This window comes from Streptomyces coelicoflavus, assembly GCF_003112555.1.
In the GTDB taxonomy this organism is placed as follows: domain Bacteria; phylum Actinomycetota; class Actinomycetes; order Streptomycetales; family Streptomycetaceae; genus Streptomyces; species Streptomyces coelicoflavus.
The window spans coordinates 172,699-196,368 of record NZ_BEWB01000002.1 but is presented as its reverse complement, the minus strand read 5'-3'; the positions used below and the strand labels follow the sequence as shown (position 1 = coordinate 196,368).

General features: G+C 72.3%; 21 protein-coding genes and 1 tRNA gene. 13 read left to right on the top strand and 9 right to left on the bottom strand.

Translation table 11 applies throughout. The annotated features are described in order from the left end of the window. Positions 1–50: 50 nt before the first annotated feature. The gene (locus tag Sco07f_RS01170; RefSeq protein WP_108986692.1) at positions 51–1,658 is read right to left on the bottom strand and encodes a beta-N-acetylhexosaminidase; all 1,608 of its coding nucleotides are present in this window, start codon (positions 1,656–1,658) and stop codon (positions 51–53) included. Between the two features lie 114 nt (positions 1,659–1,772). Here Sco07f_RS01170 and Sco07f_RS01165 point away from each other — a divergent pair, with 114 nt between their 5' ends. The 3 genes from Sco07f_RS01165 to glmS all read left to right on the top strand — a co-directional run bounded on the left by Sco07f_RS01165 (position 1,773) and on the right by glmS (position 4,863). Further along, positions 1,773–2,666, top strand: coding sequence for a DUF4429 domain-containing protein (locus tag Sco07f_RS01165; protein ID WP_087790857.1), 894 nt, complete (start codon positions 1,773–1,775; stop codon positions 2,664–2,666). Between the two features lie 88 nt (positions 2,667–2,754). Continuing rightward, complete coding sequence (locus tag Sco07f_RS01160; protein ID WP_054100273.1) at positions 2,755–3,012, top strand: hypothetical protein; 258 nt, start codon at positions 2,755–2,757, stop codon at positions 3,010–3,012. Positions 3,013–3,045: 33 nt separating this feature from the next. After that, positions 3,046–4,863, top strand: coding sequence for a glutamine--fructose-6-phosphate transaminase (isomerizing) (glmS, locus tag Sco07f_RS01155; RefSeq protein ID WP_007450011.1), 1,818 nt, complete (start codon positions 3,046–3,048; stop codon positions 4,861–4,863). 83 nt (positions 4,864–4,946) lie between these two features. Here the strand turns inward: glmS and Sco07f_RS01150 are convergent, their stop codons facing one another. After that, on the bottom strand, positions 4,947–5,474 hold the full coding sequence (locus Sco07f_RS01150; RefSeq protein WP_007449983.1) for a universal stress protein: 528 nt from the start codon (positions 5,472–5,474) through the stop codon (positions 4,947–4,949). 295 nt (positions 5,475–5,769) lie between these two features. Between Sco07f_RS01150 and Sco07f_RS01145 the strand changes: the two genes are divergently transcribed. From Sco07f_RS01145 to Sco07f_RS01130, 4 genes are all read left to right on the top strand, one after another. Beyond that, entirely contained in the window at positions 5,770–6,048 is a 279-nt protein-coding gene (locus Sco07f_RS01145; RefSeq protein WP_108986691.1) for a hypothetical protein, read from the top strand. Between the two features lie 386 nt (positions 6,049–6,434). Further along, positions 6,435–7,625 carry a helix-turn-helix domain-containing protein gene (locus Sco07f_RS01140; RefSeq protein ID WP_007450013.1) on the top strand — a complete coding sequence of 397 codons (1,191 nt, stop codon included), beginning with the start codon at positions 6,435–6,437 and terminating at the stop codon, positions 7,623–7,625. A gap of 207 nt (positions 7,626–7,832) precedes the next feature. Then, positions 7,833–8,435: an oligoribonuclease gene (gene orn, locus Sco07f_RS01135; RefSeq protein WP_007450014.1), complete on the top strand. Its 603-nt coding sequence runs from the start codon at positions 7,833–7,835 to the stop codon at positions 8,433–8,435. Between the two features lie 166 nt (positions 8,436–8,601). Continuing rightward, positions 8,602–8,674: transfer RNA gene (locus tag Sco07f_RS01130), tRNA-His, on the top strand. Between the two features lie 122 nt (positions 8,675–8,796). On the opposite strand, the gene Sco07f_RS01125 is transcribed toward Sco07f_RS01130, so the two are convergent. Continuing rightward, positions 8,797–9,852 (bottom strand): LacI family DNA-binding transcriptional regulator, encoded by a 1,056-nt coding sequence (locus Sco07f_RS01125; protein ID WP_007449985.1) that lies wholly within the window; start codon positions 9,850–9,852, stop codon positions 8,797–8,799. A gap of 365 nt (positions 9,853–10,217) precedes the next feature. Between Sco07f_RS01125 and Sco07f_RS01120 the strand changes: the two genes are divergently transcribed. From Sco07f_RS01120 to Sco07f_RS01105, 4 genes are all read left to right on the top strand, one after another. Then, entirely contained in the window at positions 10,218–11,543 is a 1,326-nt protein-coding gene (locus Sco07f_RS01120) for an ABC transporter substrate-binding protein (RefSeq protein ID WP_007450017.1), read from the top strand. 5 nt (positions 11,544–11,548) lie between these two features. Then, positions 11,549–12,562 (top strand): carbohydrate ABC transporter permease, encoded by a 1,014-nt coding sequence (locus Sco07f_RS01115; RefSeq protein ID WP_054100270.1) that lies wholly within the window; start codon positions 11,549–11,551, stop codon positions 12,560–12,562. Positions 12,563–12,574: 12 nt separating this feature from the next. Next, entirely contained in the window at positions 12,575–13,492 is a 918-nt protein-coding gene (locus Sco07f_RS01110) for a carbohydrate ABC transporter permease (protein ID WP_007450020.1), read from the top strand. 172 nt (positions 13,493–13,664) lie between these two features. After that, a complete protein-coding gene (locus tag Sco07f_RS01105; RefSeq protein WP_007450021.1) occupies positions 13,665–15,104 on the top strand; it encodes a GH1 family beta-glucosidase in 1,440 nt (479 codons plus the stop codon). Positions 15,105–15,272: 168 nt separating this feature from the next. Here Sco07f_RS01105 and Sco07f_RS01100 read toward each other — a convergent pair whose 3' ends face one another. The 3 genes from Sco07f_RS01100 to Sco07f_RS01090 all read right to left on the bottom strand — a co-directional run bounded on the left by Sco07f_RS01100 (position 15,273) and on the right by Sco07f_RS01090 (position 19,058). Continuing rightward, the gene (locus Sco07f_RS01100; protein WP_042826209.1) at positions 15,273–16,748 is read right to left on the bottom strand and encodes a glycoside hydrolase family 18 protein; all 1,476 of its coding nucleotides are present in this window, start codon (positions 16,746–16,748) and stop codon (positions 15,273–15,275) included. 160 nt (positions 16,749–16,908) lie between these two features. After that, positions 16,909–18,357 carry a sensor histidine kinase gene (locus Sco07f_RS01095; RefSeq protein ID WP_108986690.1) on the bottom strand — a complete coding sequence of 483 codons (1,449 nt, stop codon included), beginning with the start codon at positions 18,355–18,357 and terminating at the stop codon, positions 16,909–16,911. After that, positions 18,354–19,058: a response regulator transcription factor gene (locus Sco07f_RS01090; RefSeq protein ID WP_007449991.1), complete on the bottom strand. Its 705-nt coding sequence runs from the start codon at positions 19,056–19,058 to the stop codon at positions 18,354–18,356. Before Sco07f_RS01090 ends, Sco07f_RS01095 begins: the two co-directional genes overlap by 4 nt. A 119-nt stretch (positions 19,059–19,177) precedes the next feature. Between Sco07f_RS01090 and Sco07f_RS01085 the strand changes: the two genes are divergently transcribed. Continuing rightward, entirely contained in the window at positions 19,178–19,744 is a 567-nt protein-coding gene (locus Sco07f_RS01085) for a hypothetical protein (RefSeq protein ID WP_167467981.1), read from the top strand. A gap of 34 nt (positions 19,745–19,778) precedes the next feature. Here the strand turns inward: Sco07f_RS01085 and Sco07f_RS01080 are convergent, their stop codons facing one another. Beyond that, the gene (locus Sco07f_RS01080) at positions 19,779–20,651 is read right to left on the bottom strand and encodes a spermidine synthase (RefSeq protein WP_108986688.1); all 873 of its coding nucleotides are present in this window, start codon (positions 20,649–20,651) and stop codon (positions 19,779–19,781) included. Positions 20,652–20,697: 46 nt separating this feature from the next. Beyond that, positions 20,698–21,078, bottom strand: a complete 381-nt coding sequence (locus Sco07f_RS01075; RefSeq protein WP_007449995.1) for a hypothetical protein — start codon at positions 21,076–21,078, stop codon at positions 20,698–20,700. 282 nt (positions 21,079–21,360) lie between these two features. Here Sco07f_RS01075 and Sco07f_RS01070 point away from each other — a divergent pair, with 282 nt between their 5' ends. Further along, positions 21,361–22,809, top strand: coding sequence for an NsdA family TPR-like regulatory protein (locus tag Sco07f_RS01070; protein WP_108986687.1), 1,449 nt, complete (start codon positions 21,361–21,363; stop codon positions 22,807–22,809). A gap of 163 nt (positions 22,810–22,972) precedes the next feature. Here the strand turns inward: Sco07f_RS01070 and Sco07f_RS01065 are convergent, their stop codons facing one another. Next, the gene (locus Sco07f_RS01065) at positions 22,973–23,569 is read right to left on the bottom strand and encodes a histidine phosphatase family protein (RefSeq protein ID WP_007390057.1); all 597 of its coding nucleotides are present in this window, start codon (positions 23,567–23,569) and stop codon (positions 22,973–22,975) included. Positions 23,570–23,670 lie beyond the last annotated feature (101 nt).

The following is a 23,670-nucleotide window of genomic DNA, read 5'->3' as shown; positions in this document are numbered from 1 at the left end:
GGCGGGCACCCCGGAGACGGTCCTCCGGGGTGCCCGTCGTGCCGTCCGGGTCAGGTCCAGGGCACCTGCGGCGAGCGGTAGAAGTCGATCCCCGCCGCCTCCCAGTACGGGGCCTGCGCGGCGAGCCGCACCTTGTAGGTGTCCCAGTCGTGCGTGGACGCCTGGGACCAGCCCAGTTCGGCGACGCCCGGCAGCCTCGGGAAGGCCATGTAGTCCAGCTGGTCCGGGTCGGACAGGGTCTCCGTCCACAGCGGGGCCTCGACGCCGCGGACCGCGTCGGCCGGGGCGCCCGGCAGATAGCCGGCCGGGTCCCAGTCGTAGGACCGCTGCACCTCGACGTAGCCCGCCCAGGACAGGCCCAGCGGGGTGTCCTTGGTGTACTTCATGTCCAGGTACGTCCGGTCGGCCGGGGAGAGGATCAGCCCCGTGCCGTTCCTGGCGGCCTCGGCGACCTCGGCCTTCTCGGCGTCGCCGGTGCGGTCCAGGCCCCAGTACTGGACGAGCGCGCCCTCGACCGGTTCCGCGCCGGCCAGCTGGTGCCAGCCGACGACCGTCTTGCCGTACTTGGCGACGATCGGCTGCACCCGCTTCATGAACGCCACGAAGTCGGCCTTGGGCGTGGAGTGCGCCTCGTCGCCGCCGATGTGGAGGTAGCGGCCGGGGGTGAGCGCGGCGAGTTCGCCGATGACGTCGTCCACGAAGTCGTAGGTGACGTCCTTGTCCACGCACAGCGAGCTGAAGCCGACCTTGGTGCCGGTGTACAGCGGGGGCGCCACACCGTCGCAGTTCAGCTCGGCGTAGGAGGCGAGGGCGGCGTTGGTGTGGCCCGGCATGTCGATCTCGGGGACCACCTCGAGGTGGCGGGAGGCCGCGTAACGCACGATCTCCTTGTACTCCGCCTTGGTGTAGTAGCCGCCGGGGCCGCCGCCGACCTCGGTGGAGCCGCCGTATGTCGCCAGGCGCGGCCAGGAGTCGATGGCGATGCGCCAGCCCTGGTCGTCGCTGAGGTGCAGGTGGAGCTTGTTGTACTTGTAACGGGCGACGCGGTCGATGTAGCGCTTGACCTCGTCCACGCCGAAGAAGTGTCGGGAGACGTCGAGCATCGCGCTGCGCCAGGCGTAGCGCGGCGTGTCCTCTATGGTGCCGCCCGCGACCAGCCAGGGGCCGGGCTGCGCGGAGTCCTTCTCGACGGCGGGGGGCAGCAGCTGACGCAGGGTCTGGACGCCGTGGAAGAGTCCGGCGGCCTTGCGGGCGGTGATGGTGACGCCTGCGGGGCCGCTGTCGAGGCGGTAGCCCTCGTCGCCGTACGGGCCGCCCGCCAGGCGCAGCCGTATGCCGCCGTGGCCGTGGCCGGTGACGGGGAGCCGGTAGCCGGTGGCGGGCCGCAGCAGGTCCGCGAGGTAGTCGCCGACGCGGCGGGCCTCGCGCGAGTCGTCGACGCGGATGTGGGTGCCGCGCGTGATGCGGTACGGCGCGCCGCCGGGGTCGACCGAGGCGGGGGCCGGGATCACCCGGTCGAGGGGCGTCGGCCGGACGGGCGCCTTCCGGTCCGGGGCGGCGCCGGTGGTCATGGCGCCGACCGCCGCCACCAGCAGCAGCGATCCCAGCAGCCGGGAGATGCGGGGAGTCGTTCTGTGGTGCCGTCGATGAGGTCTCACGTGGGCTCCCTTCGCGATGAGTGCAATCGAGGGGTCGGGCTTGGGCGTTGAGGACGGGCACGGACCACTCTCCCGCACCATCACCGCCCACGGGAGCGATGAAACAATTGCCGCATGGCGGAAATCATCCAGAAGGACGGAACGTGGGTCTTCGACGGCGACGCCCTGCGGCTGACACCCGGGCGGGACAAGAACGTGGGTCTGCTCCGCAGGGAGCTGGGTGAACTGCTCGTGCCGCTCGCCGCGTTGGCGGGCATATCGTTCGAGCAGGGGAAGAAGTCGGGGCGGCTCAGGCTGCGGCTGCGGGACGGCGCCGATCCCCTGCTGCACGCGACGGGCGGCCGGCTGACCGAGCCGCACGACCCGTACCAGCTCCTGGTGGAGCCCGACCGGTACGGCGTGGCCGAGTACTTCGTGGACGAGGTGCGCAACGCGCTGCTCCTCGACCAGGTTCCGTCCGGCCCGGTGGACGCCTACCTGCTGCCGGGGCCGTCGGTGCCGCTGTCGGTGTCGGCCGGGGACGGCGTAGCGAACTTCGACGGGGAGCGGGTGCGGCTGGAGTGGAAGTGGCAGGCGGAGGACGCCAAGTCCGCCGCCGGGCCGCGCACCCTCCCCCTGGCCGACATCGTCGCCGTGGAGTGGCAGCCGACGGTGGGCCTGGAGAACGGCCACCTGCGCTTCACCGTGCGGGCGGCGCCGAGCAAGGTGCCGCCGAAGTACGACCCCAACGCGGTGGAGCTGTGGGGCTTCAAACGGGACCCGCTGATGGCCCTGGTGGCCGCGGCCGTCCAGGCCCGCCTCCCGCACCCGGCCGCCCGCACGGCCCCGGAGGACGCCGGCCCCGCCGAGGAGACTCCCGCCCCGGCGCCGGCGTCCGCACCGGCCGCCGAGGACGACCACGACGCGCTGCTGCGCCGGCTGCGGGAGCTGGGTGAGCTGCACCGCTCCGGGGTGCTGACGGACGAGGAGTTCACCCTGGCGAAGCAGGCCGTACTGAAGCGGATGTAGACCCGGGAGCAGCACAGGAACCGCCACGCCTGCCCGATATCGGGCAGGATTCTTGCACAAGCGTCTCCCTTACCCCAGGATCTACCGGGTGCACGACGAACTCGTTGATCATCTGACGCGGTCCACCCCCCTGAGCCGGGGCGAGGCACTGCGCGTGGTCCAGGACGTGCTCGCCTACTTCGACGAGACGACCGAGGTGTACGTCCGTCGCCGCCACCGCGAGCTCCAGGCCCAGGGCCTGGTGAACGCGACGATCTTCGAGCGGATCGAGGCGGAACTGAAATACCGGGCGGTCGCGCCGCCGGAGCTGTCGCTCCGTCAGCTGCGCCGCATCGTCTACGGCTGAGCAGGCCGAGAAGGACACGAGGGATACATATACATGTGCGGAATCGTCGGATACATCGGCAAGCGTGACGTCGCGCCCCTGCTCCTCGAGGGCCTCCAGCGTCTGGAGTACCGCGGGTACGACTCGGCGGGCATCGTCGTCACCTCCCCGAAGGCGGCCGGCCTGCGGATGGTCAAGGCCAAGGGCCGGGTGCGCGACCTGGAGGCCAGGGTCCCGGCGCGCTTCAAGGGCACCACCGGCATCGCCCACACCCGCTGGGCCACCCACGGCGCCCCCTCCGACGTGAACGCCCACCCGCACATGTCGGCCGACAACAAGGTCGCCGTCGTCCACAACGGCATCATCGACAACGCCGCCGACCTGCGCCGCAAGCTGGAGGCGGACGGCGTCGAGTTCCTCTCCGAGACCGACACCGAGGTCCTCGTCCACCTCATCGCCCGCTCCGAGGCCGAGAAGCTGGAGGACAAGGTCCGCGAGACCCTCAGGGTCATCGAGGGCACGTACGGCATCGCCGTGATGCACGCCGACTTCCCCGAGCGCATCGTCGTGGCCCGCAACGGCTCGCCGGTCGTCCTCGGCATCGGCGAGAAGGAGATGTTCGTCGCCTCGGACATCGCCGCGCTGGTCGCCCACACCCGGCAGATAGTCACGCTCGACGACGGCGAGATGGCCACCCTCAAGGCCGACGACTTCCGCACCTACACCACCGAGGGCACCCGCACCACGTCGGAGCCCACCACCGTGGAGTGGGAGGCCGCCTCCTACGACATGGGCGGCCACGACACGTACATGCACAAGGAGATCCACGAGCAGGCCGAGGCCGTGGACCGCGTGCTGCGCGGCCGGATCGACGACCGCTTCTCCACCGTGCACCTCGGCGGCCTCAACCTGGACGCCCGCGACGCGCGTGCCGTGCGCCGCGTGAAGATCCTCGGCTGCGGCACCTCGTACCACGCGGGCCAGATCGGCGCCCAGATGATCGAGGAGCTGGCCCGCATCCCCGCGGACGCCGAGCCGGCCTCCGAGTTCCGCTACCGCAACGCGGTCGTCGACCCCGACACCCTGTACATCGCCGTCTCGCAGTCCGGTGAGACCTACGACGTGCTGGCCGCCGTGCAGGAGCTCAAGCGCAAGGGCGCCCGGGTCCTCGGCATCGTCAACGTTGTCGGTTCGGCGATCGCCCGCGAGGCCGACGGCGGCATGTACGTGCACGCCGGCCCCGAGGTGTGCGTGGTGTCCACCAAGTGCTTCACCAACACCTGCGTCGCCTTCGCGCTGCTCGCCCTGCACCTGGGCCGCACCCGCGACCTGTCGGTGCGCGACGGCAAGCGGATCATCGAGGGGCTGCGCAAGCTGCCCGCGCAGATCGAGGAGATGCTGAAGCAGGAGGAGGACGTCAAGAAGCTGGCCGCGCAGTACGCCGACGCCCGCTCGATGCTCTTCATCGGCCGCGTCCGGGGCTACCCGGTCGCCCGCGAGGCCTCCCTGAAGCTCAAGGAGGTCTCCTACATCCACGCCGAGGCCTACCCGGCCTCCGAGCTGAAGCACGGCCCGCTCGCCCTGATCGAGCCCGCGCTGCCGACGGTCGCGATCGTGCCGGACGACGACCTGCTGGAGAAGAACCGCGCGGCCCTGGAGGAGATCAAGGCCCGCAGCGGTCAGATCCTCGCCGTGGCCCACCAGGAGCAGGAGAAGGCCGACCACACGATCGTCGTCCCGAAGAACGAGGACGAGCTGGACCCCATCCTCATGGGCATCCCGCTCCAGCTCCTCGCCTACCACACGGCGCTGGCCCTCGGCCGGGACATCGACAAGCCGCGCAACCTCGCCAAGTCGGTGACGGTGGAGTAGCCCCGTCCCACCGGGTCACCTGTCCCGCCGGGGCACCCGTCCCGCCGGGGCACCCGTCCCGCCGGGGCACCCGTCCCACCGGGTCAGGGGATGACGACCACGGGCCGCTTCGCCCGCTTGGCGAGGCGGCCCGCGACGGAGCCGAAGAGGCGGCCGACCAGGCCGTGGCTGGAGCCGACGACGATGGCGTCCGCCTCGTACTCCCTCCCCACCTCCTCGAGTTCGTGGCAGATGTCGCCGCCGCGCTCGACCAGGATCCAGGGCACCTCGGCGAGGTAGTCCGCGCACGCCAACTCCAGCCCGAGCACCTCGGTGCGGTGGTCGGGCACGTCGACGAAGACCGGGGGTTCGCACCCGGCCCACACCGTGGTGGGCAGCCGGTTGGCGACGTGCACGATGACCAGGCCGGAGCCCAGCCGGGACGCCATGCCGATGGCGTAGGCGAGGGCGCGTTCGCTGGAGGTGGAGCCGTCGAAGCCGACGACGACGCCGTGCTTGAAGGCTGGGTCGCACGACTGGCGTGGCTCTTCGGCCGCCAGGGGCTCGGCCGCCGTAGGTTCGGCGACGGGCCGCTTGCGGTCCGCGGGTTCGAAGAATTCGTGACCGGCCATGGCTGTCTCGGCGTTTTTATCCTCTATGGGGGACAACAGTGGGCGGCGGAGCTGTGTGTCCGGGAATGGTCTTCCCAACCCCATACCCCCAAGGGTACGGCGGCACGCCTCCTTCGCCCAGATCCCGCGGAGGGTCCGCCGCGGGCTGCACCGGAGCATGCCCGAGAGGGCGCCCGTAACGCAATGGTTGCTGCTCTGTACAGGCGGTTTGCACAGGATTCAACTGTCCGTCACCGGTCGTGACCGATGCGCCGCGCGGACGTTGATCCCTCTGCCGCCACCCCAGGGAGCACCCGTGACCGGACCGCACCGACCCGCCGAGCCGACGTCCGGCGCACCGGGCCGCGACGGCGTCACCGACCTCGTCCGCTGGGCGGCCTTCAGCTGCTTCCTCGTGCCCGTCGCACTGCTCTGGTACGGCGCCTCGTTCGCGGGCGCCGCCGGCACGGCGTTCGGCCTGGCGGCGGTCACCGGCGCCTGCCGTCTGCTGCTGCGCCGCTCCGAGCGCACGGCGGCCCGGCGTCGGGCCCGCGGGGGCGGACGGCACACTGGGGAAAACACACCGGTCGACTGACCGGTTTCCGCGCACAGTTCCGCTTCTTTTCAGCCAACTTCCGCGGGTGGCGCATCCGCACCCCCCACCACCCCCAAACCCCCGTTCCACCTGCACGGAAAGGGTCTCGGGACCCCTTCGCACCCTATGTGGATTGGCCACTGACACAAGGCGCACTTCCCAGGGGCGCCCCGGAGTGCAACGCTTCGTGATCGACTGCTTCACGCCAAGTTGCCATGTCGACAATGTCCCAAGTGCCGAACCAGCCACCTCGGCGCGACGGGACACAGTAGATTCGATCTTGACCGTCTACGGCGGGGGACTCGTGCAGGACCGAGGGGAAACGTGTTGGAGCGACAGACCCGAAGGGTGAAGGGCGCCGCGACCACCGAGGGGGGCTTAGCAGTATGAGCCACGACTCCGCTGCCGCGCCGGAAGCCGCGGCCCGGAAGCTTTCCGGGCGACGCCGCAAGGAGATCGTCGCGGTGCTGCTGTTCAGCGGCGGCCCCATCTTCGAGAGTTCCATACCGCTGTCGGTGTTCGGGATCGACCGCCAGGACGCCGGCGTGCCGCGCTACCGGCTGCTGGTGTGCGCCGGCGAGGAGGGCCCGCTGCGGACCACGGGGGGCCTGGAACTCACCGCACCGCAGGGGCTGGAGGCGATCTCCCGCGCGGGCACCGTCGTCGTACCGGCCTGGCGGTCGATCACCTCGCCGCCGCCGGAGGAGGCGCTCGACGCGCTGCGCCGGGCGCACGAGGAGGGGGCGCGCATAGTCGGACTGTGCACGGGCGCCTTCGTCCTCGCGGCGGCCGGCCTGCTGGACGGCCGCCCCGCCACCACGCACTGGATGTACGCGCCGACCCTGGCCAAGCGCTACCCGTCGGTGCACGTCGATCCGCGCGAGCTGTTCGTGGACGACGGCGACGTACTGACCTCCGCGGGCACCGCGGCCGGCATCGACCTGTGCCTGCACATCGTGCGCACGGACCACGGCAACGAGGCGGCCGGTGCGCTCGCCCGCCGCCTGGTGGTCCCGCCGCGCCGCAGCGGCGGCCAGGAGCGCTACCTCGACAGGTCTTTACCGGAGGAGATCGGCGCCGACCCGCTCGCCGAGGTCGTCGCCTGGGCGCTGGAGCACCTCCACGAGCAGTTCGACGTGGAGACGCTGGCCGCGCGCGCCTACATGAGCCGCCGCACCTTCGACCGCAGGTTCCGCTCGCTGACGGGCAGCGCCCCGCTCCAGTGGCTGATCACCCAGCGGGTGCTCCAGGCGCAGCGGCTCCTGGAGACGTCGGACTACTCGGTGGACGAGGTCGCGGGCCGGTGCGGTTTCCGCTCGCCGGTGGCGCTGCGCGGTCACTTCCGCCGCCAGCTCGGCTCGTCCCCGGCCGCCTACCGGGCGGCCTACCGGGCCCGCCGTCCCCAGGGCGACCGCCAGCCCGACCCGGACCCCGCGGGTGCCTCCCGGCCCCTGCCCCCGTCCGACCCGCCGACCGCCCTCCCCCCGGAGAACGCGGTCCCGTTCCAGACCCGCCGCACGGCGACCCCGATGCCGGCGGGCGCCGCCGGCGTGCCGGGACAGCGCAGCGCGCCGTGAGGTGAGGAGACGGCTCCCGTGAACGCCGGGCACGCTCAGCCCGCCCGGCGTTCACGTCCGACGCCGGGCAGGGCATCTCAGCCCGTCCGGCGTTTGAGGACGAGGCCCGTTCAGGGCCGAAGCGGGGGCCTGGGGGCGGCAGCCCCCAGCGAGGCCCGCACCGACGCCGGGGGCCGATAAGCAGGCGCCCCCCGTACAGTGGCCCGCATGAACGATCGCATGGTGTGGATCGACTGCGAGATGACCGGCCTCTCGCTGTCCGACGACGCGCTCATCGAGGTTGCCGCCCTCGTCACCGACTCCGAGCTGAACATCCTCGGCGAGGGCGTCGACATCGTCATCCGCCCGCCGGACCGGGCCCTGGAGACGATGCCGGAGGTGGTGCGCGAGATGCACACCGCGTCCGGACTGCTCGAGGAGCTGGACGGCGGCACCACCCTGGCCGACGCCGAGGCCCAGGTCCTGGCCTATGTGCGGGAGCACGTGAAGGAGCCCGGCAAGGCCCCCCTGTGCGGCAACTCCGTCGGCACCGACCGCGGTTTCCTGCTGCGCGACATGGCGACGCTGGAGGGCTACCTCCACTACCGGATCGTCGACGTCTCCTCGATCAAGGAGCTGGCCCGCCGCTGGTACCCGCGGGCGTACTTCAACAGCCCGGAGAAGAACGGCAACCACCGCGCGCTCGCCGACATCCGCGAGTCCATCGCCGAGCTGCGCTACTACCGGGAGGCGGTCTTCGTCCCGCAGCCCGGCCCCGACTCCGACACGGCCAAGGCGATCGCCGCGAAGCACGTCGTACCGGCCGGATAGCGGCGCGGGAACCGCCGGGCAGCGGCGCGGGAACCGCCGGACGGCGGGGCGCGACCGCCCGGCGGCGGCGTCCGGAAAGCCGGGCGCGAGCACCCCTTCGGACCCTGTACACTTTTTCTCAGCCGGTCGGGAAACCCCGCCACGCGGGATTCGAGCACCGGCCTTGGTGGGTGTAGCTCAGTTGGTAGAGCACCTGGTTGTGGTCCAGGTGGCCGCGGGTTCAAGTCCCGTCACTCACCCTGAGTAATCAGCCGGTGGCTCTCGGAAGAGAGTCACCGGCTGATCTCGTTGGAGCACGAGCAGGGCAGCGGCGCCGACGGCACCGCACCCGAAGCACGGCCCCGCCGACCCTCCCCGCACCTCACGACGACCGGCGCTCCACCAGCTCCGTCGCCAGCACCACCTGGTGCCGCTCCAGCCCCCGCGAGGCGGCCGGCCTGCGGTCCGCGATCTCGGTCAGCAGCAGGTCGATCATCGCGCGCCCCATCTCCTCGATGGGCTGGCGCACACTGGTCAGCGGCGGTTCCATGTGCCGGGCGATCGCCGAGTCGTCGTAGCCGACCAGCGCCACGTCGTCCGGGATGCTTCGGCCCGCCTCGCGCAGGACCTGGCCCGCGCCCGCCGCGGTGACGTCCGAGGCGGCGAAGACCGCGTCGATGCCGGGGTCGCGGCGCAGCAGTTCCGCCATCGCGCGGCGCCCGCCCTCCTCGGTGAAGTCGCCCGGCTCGATCAGTCGCTCGTCCACCTCGTGGCCCGCCTCGCGCAGCGCGTCGCGGTAGCCGTCGACGCGTCGCTGGGCGCCGTAGACGGCGAGGTGGCCGGTGATGTGGGCGATGCGGCCGCGCCCCCGGGACAGCAGGTGCTCGACGGCCGAGCGGGCGCCCCCGTAGTTGTCCGAGTCCACCGACGCCAGCGGCTCGGCGGCCGAGCGCGGGCCGCTGATCACGGCGGGGATCTCGAGCTGGGTCAGCAGGTCGGGCAGCGGGTCGTCGGCGTGCACGGAGACCAGCAGGACGCCGTCCACCCGGTGCGCCGCGAGGTACTGGGCGAGCCGCTCCCGCTCCCGGTCGCTGCCCGCGAATATCAGCAGCAGCTGCATCTCGGTGTCGGACAGCTCGGAGCCGACGCCCTTGAGCATGTCCGAGAAGTACGGTTCCGCGAAGAACCGGGTCTCCGGCTCGGGCACCACCAGGGCGATCGCGTCCGTGCGGTTGGCCGCCAGCGCGCGGGCCGCCGTGTTCGGGACGTAGCCGAGCTCCTCGACCGCCGCCTCGACCGCCGCCCGGGTCGCGTCGCTCACCCGGGGGGAGCCGTTGATCACGCGGGAGACCGTGCCGCGGCCGACGCCCGCGCGTGCCGCCACTTCTTCGAGGGTGGGCCGGCCACCGCTCCGCCCACGCACTCCGTGGCCTGCCATCGGCTCCGCCTCCCGTAGTCACCCCCGCACTCTGCGGCTGGCCTGGAATTTAACAGGCCGGTCGGGTGTAATGACCGACTCCGGCCCCTCCACCGCCGTACGGGAGTGTCTCCGTGTCGCTCGCAACGTCCAGTTAACAGGCCGATAACTGAACGCAATTCGTCGCGTCCGCTCCCTTGACACCCCCGTCCGGACCCGGGACTCTTCAACACATCACTTGTGGGAGCGCTCCCACACTACCTGGCACATACACATCCCGCACGTTCCACGCCCGAGCCGCAGCGACGAACGCACCACATGAAGCAGCGGGTCCAACCATGTAGTTGGCCGGGGGGTCGGCACGTCAGGGCAACAGGAGGACGCACATGCGAGCAGCACGCAGAGGATCGGCCCGCAGAGTGGTGGTCATGGCGGCCATCGCGTCGCTGGGCGCCGGGCTGCTGGCCGGCTGCGCCGACGACGGCAAGGACGAGGACAGCTCGTCGTCGGGCGACAGCAGCGGCAAGACCACGATCACCCTCGGTCTGTTCGGAACGATGGGCTTCAAGCAGGCCGGCCTCTACGAGGAGTACGAGAAGCTCAACCCGGACATCAACATCGAGGAGAACGTCACCGAGCGGAACGAGAACTACTACCCCGCTCTGGTCAACCACCTCACCACCGGCAGCGGCCTCCAGGACGTGCAGGCGATCGAGGTCGGCAACATCGCCGAGGTCGTCGCCACCCAGGCGGACAAGTTCGAGGACATGTCCAAGGCCTCGGGCGTCAAGAAGGACAACTGGCTGGACTGGAAGTGGCAGCAGGCCACCACCAAGGACGGCGCCACGATCGGCCTCGGCACGGACATCGGCCCGATGGCCATCTGCTACCGCAAGGACCTCTTCGAGAAGGCGGGCCTGCCGACGGACCGCGAGGAGGTGTCGAAGCTGTGGGCCGGCGACTGGAAGAAGTTCGTCGAGGTCGGCGAGGACTACAAGAAGGGTGCCGGCAAGGACACCTACTTCATGGACTCCCCCGGCGGCCTGATCAACGCCATTCTCAGCAGTGAGAAGGAGAAGTTCTACGACGCCTCCGGCGAGGTCATCTACAAGACCAACCCGGCCGTGAAGAGCGCCTTCGACCTGACCGCGGAGGCCGCCGAGAAGGGCCTGGTCCAGTCGCAGACCCAGTTCCAGCCCGCCTGGGACCAGACCGTCGCCAACAGCCTGTTCGCCACCGTCGCCTGCCCGCCGTGGATGCTCGGCACCATCAAGGAGAAGTCCCAGCCGGAGTCCGCCGGCAAGTGGGACGTCGCCCAGGCCCCGAAGTCCGGCAACTGGGGCGGCAGCTTCCTCGGTGTGCCCAAGGGCGGCAAGCACGTGAAGGAGGCCCAGAAGCTGGTCACCTGGCTGACGGCTCCCGAGCAGCAGGCCAAGCTGTTCTCCGTGATGGCCAGCTTCCCGAGCACCCCCTCCGCGTACACGACGCCCGAGGTGACCGGCGGCAAGAACGAGATGACGGGTGACGCGCCGATCGGCAAGGTCTTCGCCAAGGCCGCCGAGGAGATCCCGACCCAGGTCATCGGCCCGAAGGACCAGATCATCCAGCAGGGTCTGACGGACAACGGCGTCATCCTCGTCACCCAGGGCAAGTCCGCCAAGGATGCCTGGGAGAACGCCGTGAAGACCATCGACAACAACCTGGAGAAGTGACCGGAATGACCACCCGGCACGACACCGCCGCGTCCCCCGTCAAGGGGGGCGCGGCCCCGGGCCGCCCGCCCGGCGGCAGGTCGGCCGCCGAGGCCGACCGGAAGAAGCGGGCGAAACTCTCCCGGCGCTGGCAGCGGGACATCCGCTGGAGCCCGTACGCGTTCGTCTCGCCCTTCTTCCTGCTCTTCGTCGCCTTCGGCCTGTTCCCGCTGATCTACACCGGCTGGGCCTCGCTGCACACGGTGGAGCTGACCGCGCCCACCGACATGAAGTGGACGGGCCTGGACAACTACACCCGGATCTTCGACGACGACTTCTTCTGGAACGCGGCGAAGAACACGCTGTACATCGGCATCATCGCCACGGTGCCGCAGCTGCTGATGGCGATGGGCCTGGCGCACATCCTCAACTACAAGCTGCGCGCCTCGACCTTCTACCGGGTCGTGATGCTGGCGCCGTACGCGACGTCGATCGCCGCGGCCTCGCTGGTCTTCGTGCTGCTCTTCGGCCGTGACTACGGCATGATCAACTGGTTCCTCGACCTGGTCGGCCTGGACAAGATCGACTGGCAGAACGGCTCGTGGGCGTCGAAGTTCGCCGTGTCCTCCATCGTCATCTGGCGCTGGACCGGCTACAACGCGCTGATCTACCTGGCCGCCATGCAGGCGATCCCGCAGGACCTGTACGAGTCGGCGGCGCTGGACGGCGCCAGCCGCTGGCGGCAGTTCATCCACGTCACGCTGCCCTCGCTGCGTCCGACGATCCTGTTCACGGTCGTCGTGTCGACCATCGGTGCCTCGCAGCTCTTCGGCGAGCCGCTGCTGTTCGACGCGAACAAGGGTGCCTCGGGCGGTTCCCAGCACCAGTTCCAGACGCTCGGCCTGTACCTGTACGAGCAGGGCTGGGTCAACCAGCACCTGGGCCGCGCCTCCGCGATCGCCTGGGCGATGTTCCTGATCCTCATCGTGATCGGGATCCTGAACGCCGTCATCTCGCGCCGGCTGCGCGCCAGTAGTTAAGGAGAACCGGCCGTGACGACGACCATGACGAAACCCCCGGCCGACGCGGCACCCGACCCGTCCGGCAAGGGCAGGGGCCGGCGAGGCTCCAAGTCCTCCCGGGCCGGCGGGCACATGCACGCGGGGCCGATCGCCTACATCATCCTCGCCCTGTTCACCATCGGCTCGCTGTTCCCGCTGGTGTGGACGGCGATCGCCGCCTCGCGCGACAACCAGCGGCTCGCCCAGACACCGCCGCCCTTCTGGTTCGGCGGCAACCTGTTCGACAAGCTGGAGATCGCCTGGAACGACGCCAACCTCGGCGAGGCGTTCCTCAACACCACCATCGTGGCCGGCACCTCGGCGCTCACCATCGTCTTCCTGTCGACGATCGCCGGGTTCGCCTTCGCCAAGCTGCGCTTCCGCGGGCGGGGCGCGCTGATGCTGATCGTCATCGGCACGATGATGGTGCCCCCGCAGCTCAGCATCATCCCGCTGTACATGATGGTCGCGAAGCTGGACTGGTCCGACCAGCTCCAGGCGGTGATCCTGCCGTCCCTGGTGAACGCGTTCGGCGTGTTCTTCATGCGCCAGTACCTGCTCCAGGCGCTGCCCGACGAGATCATCGAGGCCGCGCGTGTCGACGGCGCCAGCAGCTGGCGCGTGGTGTGGCACGTGGTGTTCCCGGCGGCGCGGCCCGCGATGGCCGTGCTCGGCATGCTGATGTTCGTACAGTCCTGGAACGACTTCCTGTGGCCGTTCCTCGTGCTGACGCAGAACGGCAGTCCGACCGTGCAGGTCGCCCTCGCCGGACTGGGCCGCGGCTACACCCCGGACCAGTCCCTGATCATGGCCGGCGCGCTGCTGGGCACGCTGCCGCTGCTCCTGGTGTTCGCGATCTTCGGCAAGCAGATCGTGGGCGGCATCATGCAGGGCGCCGTCAAGGGCTGACACCTCGGCGGCACCTCACCCCCGGGGGCCGGGTCACCGCTGCCCCGGCCCCGGTTCGGGTGGGCGCCACCCGGCCCGGCTTCCCCCCTCGTCCTTCTATCCGTCGGTCTCACCGGCCGGACTTCGCGCCGACCGGGACGACCCGCCACGAACCCTCTATGGGAGCGCTTCCATGCCTGAGTCCGCAACGCCGGTGACCCCGGTGACCTTCCCCCCCGCCTTCCTGTGGGGCGCCGCCACCTCGGCGTACCAGATCGAGGGCGCGGTGCGGGAGGACGGCCGTACCCCCTCGATCTGGGACACCTTCAGCCACACCCCCGGGAAGACGGCCGGCGGGGACACCGGTGACATCGCTGTCGACCACTACCACCGCTACCGCGACGACGTGGCGCTGATGAAGGACCTGGGCCTCGGCGCCTACCGCTTCTCGGTCTCCTGGACGCGGGTGCAGCCGACCGGCCGCGGCCCCGCCGTCCAGCGCGGCCTGGACTTCTACCGCCGCCTGGTGGACGAGCTGCTGGCCGCCGGGATCAAGCCGGCCGTCACCCTCTACCACTGGGACCTGCCGCAGGAGCTGGAGGACGCGGGCGGCTGGCCCGAGCGGGACACGGCCTACCGGTTCGCCGAGTACGCGCAGATCGTCGGCGAGGCGCTCGGCGACCGGGTCGAGCAGTGGATCACGCTGAACGAGCCGTGGTGCGCCGCGTTCCTGGGCTACGCCTCCGGGGTGCACGCCCCCGGCCGCACCGACCCGGCGGCCGCGCTGCGCGCCGCGCACCACCTGAACCTGGCGCACGGCCTGGGCACGGTGGCGCTGCGTTCGGTGATGCCGGCCCGCAACTCGGTGGCGATCAGCCTCAACACGTCCGTCGTGCGGCCCCTGTCGCAGAGCCCGGCGGACCTGGCGGCGGCGCGGAAGATCGACGACCTGTCCGGCGGGATCTTCCACGGTCCGATCCTGCACGGCGCCTACCCGCAGACCTTGCTGGAGGCCACGGCGCCGCTCACCGACTGGTCGTTCGTCCAGGACGGCGACCTGGGGCAGATCCGCCAGCCGATCGACGCGATCTGCCTCAACTACTACACGCCGACGGTGGTGTCGGCGGCCGACGCCGACTCGCGCGCCCCCCGCGCCGACGGCCACGGCGCCAGCGACCACTCGCCGTGGCCCGCCGCGGACGACGTGGCGTTCCACCAGCCGCCGGGCGAGCGCACCGAGATGGGCTGGACCGTCGACCCGTCCGGCCTGCACGAGCTGATCATGCGGTACAACCGCGAGGCCCCCGGCATGCCGCTGTACATCAGTGAGAACGGCGCCGCCTACGACGACAAGCCCGGCGCGGACGGCTCGGTGCACGACCCCGAGCGGGTCGCCTACCTGAACGGCCACCTCACCGCGGTCCGGCAGGCCATCGCCGACGGCGCCGACGTCCGCGGCTACTACCTGTGGTCCCTGCTGGACAACTTCGAGTGGGCGTACGGCTACGAGAAGCGGTTCGGCGCGGTGTACGTCGACTACGTCTCCCAGCAGCGCACCCCGAAGTCGAGCGCCCTGTGGTACGGCCGGGCGGCCCGCACGGGGGCGCTGCCTCCGGTGGACGCGGCCGAGTAGACCTTCGGGGAGCCGGAGGGAAGCAGGAGCGACGCGGGGGGACACAGAAGGAACGCAGGAGGAACGCAGGAGGGACGCAGGACACGGGGCGCGGCATCCCGCGGGGGGATGCCGCGCCCCGCTCGCAGGGCCGGTGTGGGGCCCGGCCCTGCGCGAAGGAGCCCGGCCCTACTTGTAGGCGGCGAACGCCTTGGAGAAGGCGTTCGGCTCCTGGTCGACGGAGCTGCACGTGGCGTCGGCCGAGGGCTTCGGGCCGCCGGGGCAGGCCTTGTCGCGGGTGGCGGACCACATGGACAGCGCGCCCAGGCCCTTGGACTTCGCGAACTCCACGAGCTGGGTGGCGTCGTCGACCTTGAAGACCTCGGAGACGACGTCGTTGACGCCGATCATCGGGGTGACGGCGACCGTCTTCCAGGCGTCGGCGTCGGACAGGCCGAGGACGCCCTTGATCTGGGCCTGGGTGGCGGTGGCGGCCTGGGTGGCGTAGGTGCCCATGTCGTCGCTGTACGCGGGGCCGTAGTCCATCGCCATGATGTTGACGGCGCCGATGTCGACGCCGTTCTTCTTCGCGTCGGCGAGGAGGTCGACGCCCGCCTGGGTGAGGCCCTCGGGCATCACCGGGAGGGTGAAGGAGACGTCCAGGCCGGGGTGCTGCTTCTGGAGCGCGGCGATCGCCTGGGCGCGGCGGGTGTTGGCGGCCGTGTCGGGCAGCGCGCCGCCCTCGACGTCGAAGTCGACCTTGGTGAGCCTGTAGGCGTCGACGACCTTGCCGTACGCCGCCGCCAGCGCGTCGGCGGACGTGCAGGTGGTGCCGAGTTCGGAGCCGGAGGCACCGCCGAAGGAGACGCGGACGTCGCCGCCCTTCGCGCGCAGGTCGCCTATCTGGTTCGCGACGGCGTCGCTGCCGAGGTCGGTGACGCCGCCCCACTTGGGGGTGCAGCCGCCGCCGTCGGTGACGAAGGCGAGGTTGTACTCCTTCACACCGGTCGCCGCGGAGTGCGCGAGCAGGTCGAAGGCGGGGTAGAGGGAGGTGTCGACGTACGGCGCGAAGCCGGCGCCCGCGTCGGTGCCGTCGCCGGGGGTGCCGGTGGGCGCCGGGGTGGTGGGGGTGCCGGTCGGGGCCGGTTCGGTGCTGTCGGTGGCCGTGGGGGTGGGGGTCGGCGTGGGCGTCGGGGCCGGGGGCTCGGTGGGGCGGCCGCTGGGCTCGGGGGTGGCGCCGTCGTCCGCCGAGCACGCGGCGTCGTCGACGAGGCAACCGGTCGGGTCGGCGGTGCCGTTGACGACGAAGCCGACCGTGACGGACTCGCCGGCCTTCAGCCCGTCCGTGTCCCACTTCGGCGGGGTCACGGTGACGTGCTGTCCGTCGACCTTCGACTCGGCGTTCCACAGCGAGCCGAGCTTCGCGCCCGAGGGCAGGTCGAACTCGAGCGTCCAGTCCGCCTTCGCCTGCCCGCTGGTGTTGGTGACGACGTACTGGGCGGTGTAGCCCGTCGACCACTCGCTGGTCTTCGTGTACGCGGCGCCGACCGCGGCCGCCTGGGCGGTACTGGTGAACAGCAGCGCGCCGCCGCCGGCCACGGCCGCCGCGACGACGGCGCCGATCGCCTTGTTCCTGCCACTGACCTTGCGTCGGTGCGTACGCATCACGTGCCTGCCTTCGCTGTTCACGGTGCCCCCGGCGGGAGGCCGACGGGGGCGGGGTGGGGGTGCGGCAGCACGCTAGCGACCCGGAAACGGGCAAAGGGCCTGATCCGGGCGGGCGTTGACGATCTTAGGGTGGACTTAAGGGAGGGATCGGAACCGATTAATGGTCGCGTCCCGTCCGGGCCGCGGGTGTCGGCGCGGGCGTCGGCGTCGCGGCAGGCGCAGGCGCGGACGCTCGGCCCTGTCTGCGCCGGCGTACCGCTCCCCGGTGTCCGCGCCGTACCGGCGCCGGCCGCCCGTCCAGCTGGATCCAGATGCGCACCTCGGTGCCGCCCAGCACGGAGGAGCCGATGCGCACGTCGCCGCCGGTGGACTCGGCCATCCGGCGCACGATGTCCAGGCCGAGCCCGGTCGACCCGTCGGTGCCCGAGCCCCGGCCGCGGGCCATCGCGGCCTCGGGGTCGGATATGCCGGTGCCCGCGTCGGAGACGAGCACGATCACCGCGTCCTCGCCGTTGTGCAGGTCGACGGCGAAGGCGGTGCCCTCCGCGGTGTGCCGGAAGACGTTACCGAGCAGCGCGTCGAGGGAGGCGGCGAGGTCGGCGCGGGCCACGGGTATGCGCACCGGCCGGTCGGCGCCGGCCACCCGCCACTTGCGGCCCTCGTCCTCGGCGAGGGCCGACCAGAACCCCATGCGTTCCCGGACCACCTCGGCGGCGTCGCACCCGGCGCCGGGTCCGGCGGCGGCGGTCTGCGGCTTGGCGTCCCGGGCGGTGCGGATGATGGTGTCGACCTCGCGCTCCAGCTGCTCGACGGCGGCCCGCGTCTGCTCGGCGGCGGGGCCGTCGCCGAGCGAGGCCGCGTTGAGGCGCAGCACGGTCAGCGGGGTGCGCAGCCGGTGGGACAGGTCGGCGGCCAGCTCCCGTTCGTTGGCGAGGAGCTGGACGACCTGGTCGGCCATGGAGTTGAACGCGACCGCGGCGCGCCGCAGTTCGTCCGGCCCCTCCACGGGCACCCGCGCGCCCAGCCTGCCCTCGCCCAGCTCGTGCGCCCCGTCGACCAGGCGCCGCGCGGGCTGCACCATCCGTACGCCCAGCCGGTCGGCGACCGCGACGGAGCCGACGATCAGTGCGGCGCCCACCGCCGCGAGCACCGCCCAGGCGGTGCCGACGCCGTTGGTCACCGCGGACTCGGGGACGTACACCTCGACGACGGCGATCTCGCCGGAACTGAGCGCGACCGGCTGGAGCAGGGTGGAGCCGCCGCCCACCTCGGTGGTGGAGGCCCGCCCCATCTCCCGTACGGCGGCGATGTCCTCGTCGGTGGCGCGCTGCCGGCCGATGTCGGTGGCGTCCCCGCTCCCGTCACCGGGCGCCGGTATGTGCACGGCCATCCCGGCGTCCGAACCGGCGGAGGCCACGACGCGTTCCAGCTGCTCGCGGTCGGTGGTGATGGACAGGGCGGGGGCGACGGCGGCGGCCTCCCGTTCGGCGTTGGAGAAGGCGCGGTCCCGGGCCATCTCGCGGATGACGAGTCCGAGGGGCACGGCGAAGGCGACCACGACCATGGCGGTGACCGCCAGCGAGACCTTGACCAGGGCCCATCTCATCGGGGTGGCTCCAGTCGCGGCGGCTCCAGCTTCACGCCGACGCCGCGCAGGGTGTGCAGGTAGCGCGGCCGGGCCGCGGTCTCGCCCAGTTTGCGGCGCAGCCAGGACAGGTGGACGTCGATGGTCTGGTCGTCGCCGTAGGACTGCTGCCAGACCTCGGCGAGCAGCTCCTTGCGGGGGACGACGACCCCGGGCCGGCCGGCCAGGAAGGCGAGCAGGTCGAACTCGCGGCGGGTCAGGTCCAGGACCGCGCCGTCCAGTTCGGCCTGGCGGCGCAGCGGGTCGACGGTGAGGCCGCCGACCCGGATGACCGTCGGCGGCGCCGCCTCCGCCGGGCCGCCGCGGGCGCGGCGCAGCACGGCCGCCATCCGGGCCGACAGGTGCTCGACGGAGAAGGGCTTGGTGAGGTAGTCGTCCGCGCCCGCGTTCAACAGCCGTACGACCTCCGCCTCGTCGTCGCGGGCGGTGGCGACGATCACCGGCACGTCGGTGATGCCGCGCAGCATCTTCAGCGCCTCGGAACCGTCCAGGTCGGGCAGTCCGAGGTCCAGGATCACCACGTCGAACCGGAAATGGGCGACCTCGCGCAGCGCCTCCAGTGCCGTGCCCACGCTGCGCACCGTGTGCGAGGCGTCGGTGAGCTGCCGGATGAGCGCCGAGCGGACGAACTGGTCGTCCTCGACCACGAGCACACTTGCCATGGGCGGCACCGTACGCCATGCGGACCAACCCGGTCCGGGCCTGTGGACAACTCCGCCCGGACCCGCGTCCCACGGCGTTCGGGCGACACGGGTGGGGCGGGTGAGGCAGTATGGCCGCGATGCGCAGAGGACTCGTCCACGTGATCGCCTGGCTGTTCGCCACCGGCGCCGCGGTCACCCTGTCGTGGTGGGGCGTCCACACGGTGATGGCGGGCACGGCCTACGACGCCCCCCGCGCGCTGCCCATCACGGCCGCCGACGCGAGCGTGCGGGACGGGAAGGGCGGCGACGACGGCGAGGCCCTGGCCTCGTCCACGAGTCGGCCCCCGCCCCCGCCGTCGCCCTCGCGCAGCCCGTCGCCGGCGCCGAGCCGGACACCCGGCGAACCCGACCCCGCCCCGTCGCGCCCCGCGCCGTCCACCACACCGCCCGCGGACCCGGCGAGCCCCGCCCCCGAGACGTCCGGCCGGGTCAGGAGCTACGACACCGACGGCGGCCGCGCGGTCTTCGACCTCGGTACGTCGTCCGCGTCGCTGGTGTCGGCGACGCCGGGCGCGGGCTGGTCGATGCAGGTGTGGAAGACGGAGTCGTGGATCCGGGTGGAGTTCACCTCGGGCGCCGACCGGGTCTCGGTGTTCTGCACCTGGCACGACGGGCCGCCGCGGGTGGAGATCGGCAGCTACTGAACCGGACCGCTCCGGTACGGGCCCCGGTACGGGCTCACTTGAAGACGGATTCCGGCGGCGCGGGCGAGTCCACGGCCGCCGCGTCCGTCACGGTCTGGGCGCCGCCGGTGAAGTCGGTGAGCGCGCGGCCGTGTTCCACGCGCGCGGGGTGCGGGTCGGAGGCGGCGCGGCGGGTGAGTTCGGCGACGGGCAGCGGGTGGTCGGCGGCGACCAGGATCGCGTTGCCGAAGCGTTTGCCGCGCAGTACGGCCGGGTCGGCGACGAGCGCGAGTGCGCCGAACCGGGCGGCGGCGGTGGCGATCTGGCCGCGCAGGTGGGCGAGCGGCGGGCCGTCGGCGAGGTTGGCGGCGTAGACCCCGCCGGGCGCGAGCGCGCGCCGCACCTCGTCGAGGAACTCGGTGGAGGTCAGATGGGCCGGGGTGCGGGCCCCGCCGAAGACGTCCGCGACGACGAGGTCCGCCCAGCCGTCGGGCACCTTGGCCAGCCCGGCGCGGGCGTCGGTGGAGCGCACCCGGATCCGCGCGCCGGGGTCGAGGGGCAGCTCCCGCCGGACCAGTTGGACGAGGGCGGCGTCGCGCTCGACGACCTGCTGGGTGGAGCGGGGGCGGGTGGCGGCGACGTAGCGGGCGAGGGTGAGCGCACCGCCGCCGAGGTGCACGGCGCGGACCGGCTTGCCCGGCGGGGCGGCCAGGTCGATGACGTGGCCGATGCGGCGCTGGTACTCGAAGGACAGGTACGCCGGGTCGTCGAGGTCGACGTGCGACTGCGGGGCGCCGTCGATCAGCAGCGTCCAGGCCCGGGGCCGGTCCCGGTCGGGCACCAGTTCGGCGCGCCCTCCGTCGACGTCCTCGACGACGGCTTCGGCGGCGGCGCGCCCGCGACGGGCGGTGTTCCTGGACTTTCCCATCGGTCCATTATCGGACCGGGCGCGGAAGGCGTTCGGCGAAGGGTGTTCAGCGGCAGCTGTCCGCGGCCCTGATCAGCCGGGCCGCCTCGCCCAGCGCGGCCCGCAGGACGACGGGGTCGGTCGCCAGGTCCGCCTCGCCGGGCGGCAGCAGCCAGTCGGAGCCCTCCACGGGCGGCTCGGGCTCCGGGACGATGCTCAGCCCCCGGCCCTCCGTCTCCATGCAGGTGCTGCCCGGCACGTCCCAGGCGGCCGCGGTGCCCGGCGGCACCAGGAAGCCCAGGGTGTCGCAGCCGTCGTCGTGGAGCACCGAGCCCACCCCCTCGCCGGCTCCCCGCCTGATGATGTCGACCGCCTCCAGACCCTGCCGGGCCGGCACGGTGACGACGTCACAGGCATCGCAGGGGGGAACGCTGACACTGGTGTCCATCCCGGCCTCCACCACGGAACTCCTCCTCGGACGAGCGGATCGGGAGTCGGCGGGCTCCCGGTCCACCCGGTTCAACGCGGCGGACCGTCAACGGCTACGGCACGGGGCCGCCGCAAAGGATGGCACTTCATGGCAGATCGTGGATGAGATATCCGGTTTGTAGCCAAACAGCGCGTGGTGGCTCCGTCACAGCCGGTACGTTCTTGCTCGCCGGAAACAGGGCCGCGCAGGCTCGCGACCTCTCCCGGCATGGTTCGACGGTTCGCACGAGAGGACCCGGCCATGGCGTCGTCAACGGTGACCTCCGCCCAGCCCGAACGGCCCCCGCGGCCGAACCTCGCCTTCAGGCGGTTGCGCGGCAAGCGCTCCCCGGCGGAGTTCGCGGCGGCGGTCCGGCGGGCCGCGCGCGAGATCGGCGAGCGGGTCAGTTGTGACGCGCGCTACGTCGGCCGGGTCGAGGCGGGCGAGATCCGCTGCCCCAACTACGCCTACGAGCGGGTGTTCCTGCACATGTTCCCCGGCCGCACGCTCACCGACCTGGGCTTCGCGCCCCGTTCGTCGGTCCGCGGACGGCAGGCGCGCGGCGCCGGTGAGTCGTGGGAGGCGGGTGAGCCGTATAAGACGCATGACACGCGAGACAACCGAGACACACGGGATTCACGAGACAACCGAGACACGCAAGACCTGTACGAAACGCACGACAACAACGAGGAGAGCGACGTGCTGCGTCGCGCATTCATGACGAGCGGTGCCACCGTGGCCGCCGCCTCGCTGGGCCCCCTGGGACTCGCCCTGGACGCCGCGGCGGCGGGCCGCCCCACGCGACGGGCCGGGACGGGCGAGGCGGGCGCCCTCGAAGAGGCCGTCCGCCGGATCCGGCTGCTGGACGACCGGCACGGCGCGGACGGTCTCTACCGGCGCGCGGCGGCCCCGCTGCGCACCGCGTACGCGCTCCTGGACGCCGGCGCGTCCCGGCAGGCGACCGCGGACCGGCTGTACACGGGCGCCGGTGAACTGGCGATCTCCGTGGGCTGGCTGGCACACGACTCGGGGCGCTTCGACGACGCACGCTCCCACTACGCCGAGGCGCTCGCCACCGCGCGGATGAACGGCGACGCGGGCCTGGAGGCGCACGCCTTCTGCAACATGGCGTTCCTGGCCCGCGACGCCGGCCGGCCGCGCGAGGCCGTGCGGGCGGCCCAGGCCGCGCAGCGCGCCGCCCGCCCGCTGGGCTCGGACCGGCTGATGTCCCTGCTCTCGCTGCGTGAGGCGGGCGGCTGGGCGGGGCTCGCCGACCGGGTCGGCTGCGAGCAGGCGCTGGTCCGCGCGCAGACCTTCTACGGGCGGGGCCCCTCGGACACCGACCCCGAGTGGATGAGCTTCTACGGCGAGGCCGAGCTGGAGGGGCTCGAGGCCCAGTGCTGGTCCACCCTGGGCGACTGGCCGCGGGCCGCCCGGCACGCACGGCGGGCGGCGGACCTCCAGGACCCGCACTTCACCCGGAACCTCGCGCTGTACTCGGCGGAGCTGGCGGACGACCTGGCCCGCGGCGGCCGCCCCGACGAGGCGGCAGGAGCGGGCCTGCGCGTCCTGGACCTGCTGGGCGAGGTCCAGTCCTCCCGCATCCACACGATGCTGGCAGGCACGACCCGAGTCCTCCTCCCCCACCGCCGCTCCCCCACCGTGTCCACCTTCCTGGACCGCCACGGAGCACTGCCGCGACCGGCGTAGCCGCACTCCGCCGCCGCTGCGGGCAGTCGTGCCGCCGGGGCGGCACGGGTGGGCACTGGGGGAGGCACCCCGCAACGCCGGGCCGCGCACCCCACCCCGCCCCCAACGCCGGGCACCGCCAAGCACCGGCACCGGCAGGGCACCAACCGTCAGCCGCCAACCGTCAGCCGACGAGATGCCCCACGTCGTTCCAGCTCTCCACCGCCGGCTCCCCGTACGCCCACCCCAGCACCGACAGCGACGTCGGATTCAGCCGTATCCGCGCCCCGAACGACACCGGCAGCCCCAGCCACCGCGCGCCGATCGCCCGCAGCACATGCCCGTGGGCGAACACGAGCACGTCCCGCTCCGCCTCCCGCGCCCAGGCCACCACCTCGTCCGCGCGCGCGGTGACATCCGCCACGCTCTCCCCCTCGGGCACCCCGTCCCGCCAGATCAGCCAGCCGGGCCGCACGGCCTGGATCTGGTCAGGGGTCATGCCCTCGTACGCCCCGTAGTCCCACTCCATCAGCGTGTCCCACGCGCGTGCGCGCTCGCCGAAGCCCGCCAGCTCGCAGGTCTCGCTCGCGCGCACCAGCGGACTGGTCCGCACCTCCACGCCGTCCAGCCCGTCCAGCGGCGCCCGGTGCAGCCGCTCTCCCAGCAGCTTCGCGCCGCGCCGGCCCTCCTCCAGGAGCGGCACGTCGGTCCTGCCGGTGTGTCTGCCGGACAGCGACCACTCCGTCTGTCCGTGCCGGGCCAGCAGAATGCGCGGTGCCATGAAGAGGCCTTTCCGGGAGAAATGTCTGGGGGGACCTTTCCATCATCCCGTACTGTCCGTGCGGGCAACCCGAGGGGCGGTGCCCGCGTCTATCCGGTCCG

Excerpts from the sequence above, each read along its gene's own strand:
- Sco07f_RS01165 (WP_087790857.1), top strand. The coding sequence starts at position 1,773 with ATGGCGGAAATCATCCAGAAGGACGGAACGTGGGTCTTCGACGGCGAC.
- glmS (WP_007450011.1), top strand. The coding sequence starts at position 3,046 with ATGTGCGGAATCGTCGGATACATCGGCAAGCGTGACGTCGCGCCCCTG.
- Sco07f_RS01150 (WP_007449983.1), bottom strand. The coding sequence starts at position 5,474 with ATGGCCGGTCACGAATTCTTCGAACCCGCGGACCGCAAGCGGCCCGTC.
- Sco07f_RS01140 (WP_007450013.1), top strand. The coding sequence starts at position 6,435 with ATGAGCCACGACTCCGCTGCCGCGCCGGAAGCCGCGGCCCGGAAGCTT.
- orn (WP_007450014.1), top strand. The coding sequence starts at position 7,833 with ATGAACGATCGCATGGTGTGGATCGACTGCGAGATGACCGGCCTCTCG.
- Sco07f_RS01125 (WP_007449985.1), bottom strand. The coding sequence starts at position 9,852 with ATGGCAGGCCACGGAGTGCGTGGGCGGAGCGGTGGCCGGCCCACCCTC.
- Sco07f_RS01120 (WP_007450017.1), top strand. The coding sequence starts at position 10,218 with ATGCGAGCAGCACGCAGAGGATCGGCCCGCAGAGTGGTGGTCATGGCG.
- Sco07f_RS01115 (WP_054100270.1), top strand. The coding sequence starts at position 11,549 with ATGACCACCCGGCACGACACCGCCGCGTCCCCCGTCAAGGGGGGCGCG.
- Sco07f_RS01105 (WP_007450021.1), top strand. The coding sequence starts at position 13,665 with ATGCCTGAGTCCGCAACGCCGGTGACCCCGGTGACCTTCCCCCCCGCC.
- Sco07f_RS01100 (WP_042826209.1), bottom strand. The coding sequence starts at position 16,748 with ATGCGTACGCACCGACGCAAGGTCAGTGGCAGGAACAAGGCGATCGGC.
- Sco07f_RS01095 (WP_108986690.1), bottom strand. The coding sequence starts at position 18,357 with ATGAGATGGGCCCTGGTCAAGGTCTCGCTGGCGGTCACCGCCATGGTC.
- Sco07f_RS01090 (WP_007449991.1), bottom strand. The coding sequence starts at position 19,058 with ATGGCAAGTGTGCTCGTGGTCGAGGACGACCAGTTCGTCCGCTCGGCG.
- Sco07f_RS01085 (WP_167467981.1), top strand. The coding sequence starts at position 19,178 with ATGCGCAGAGGACTCGTCCACGTGATCGCCTGGCTGTTCGCCACCGGC.
- Sco07f_RS01080 (WP_108986688.1), bottom strand. The coding sequence starts at position 20,651 with ATGGGAAAGTCCAGGAACACCGCCCGTCGCGGGCGCGCCGCCGCCGAA.
- Sco07f_RS01075 (WP_007449995.1), bottom strand. The coding sequence starts at position 21,078 with ATGGACACCAGTGTCAGCGTTCCCCCCTGCGATGCCTGTGACGTCGTC.
- Sco07f_RS01070 (WP_108986687.1), top strand. The coding sequence starts at position 21,361 with ATGGCGTCGTCAACGGTGACCTCCGCCCAGCCCGAACGGCCCCCGCGG.
- Sco07f_RS01065 (WP_007390057.1), bottom strand. The coding sequence starts at position 23,569 with ATGGCACCGCGCATTCTGCTGGCCCGGCACGGACAGACGGAGTGGTCG.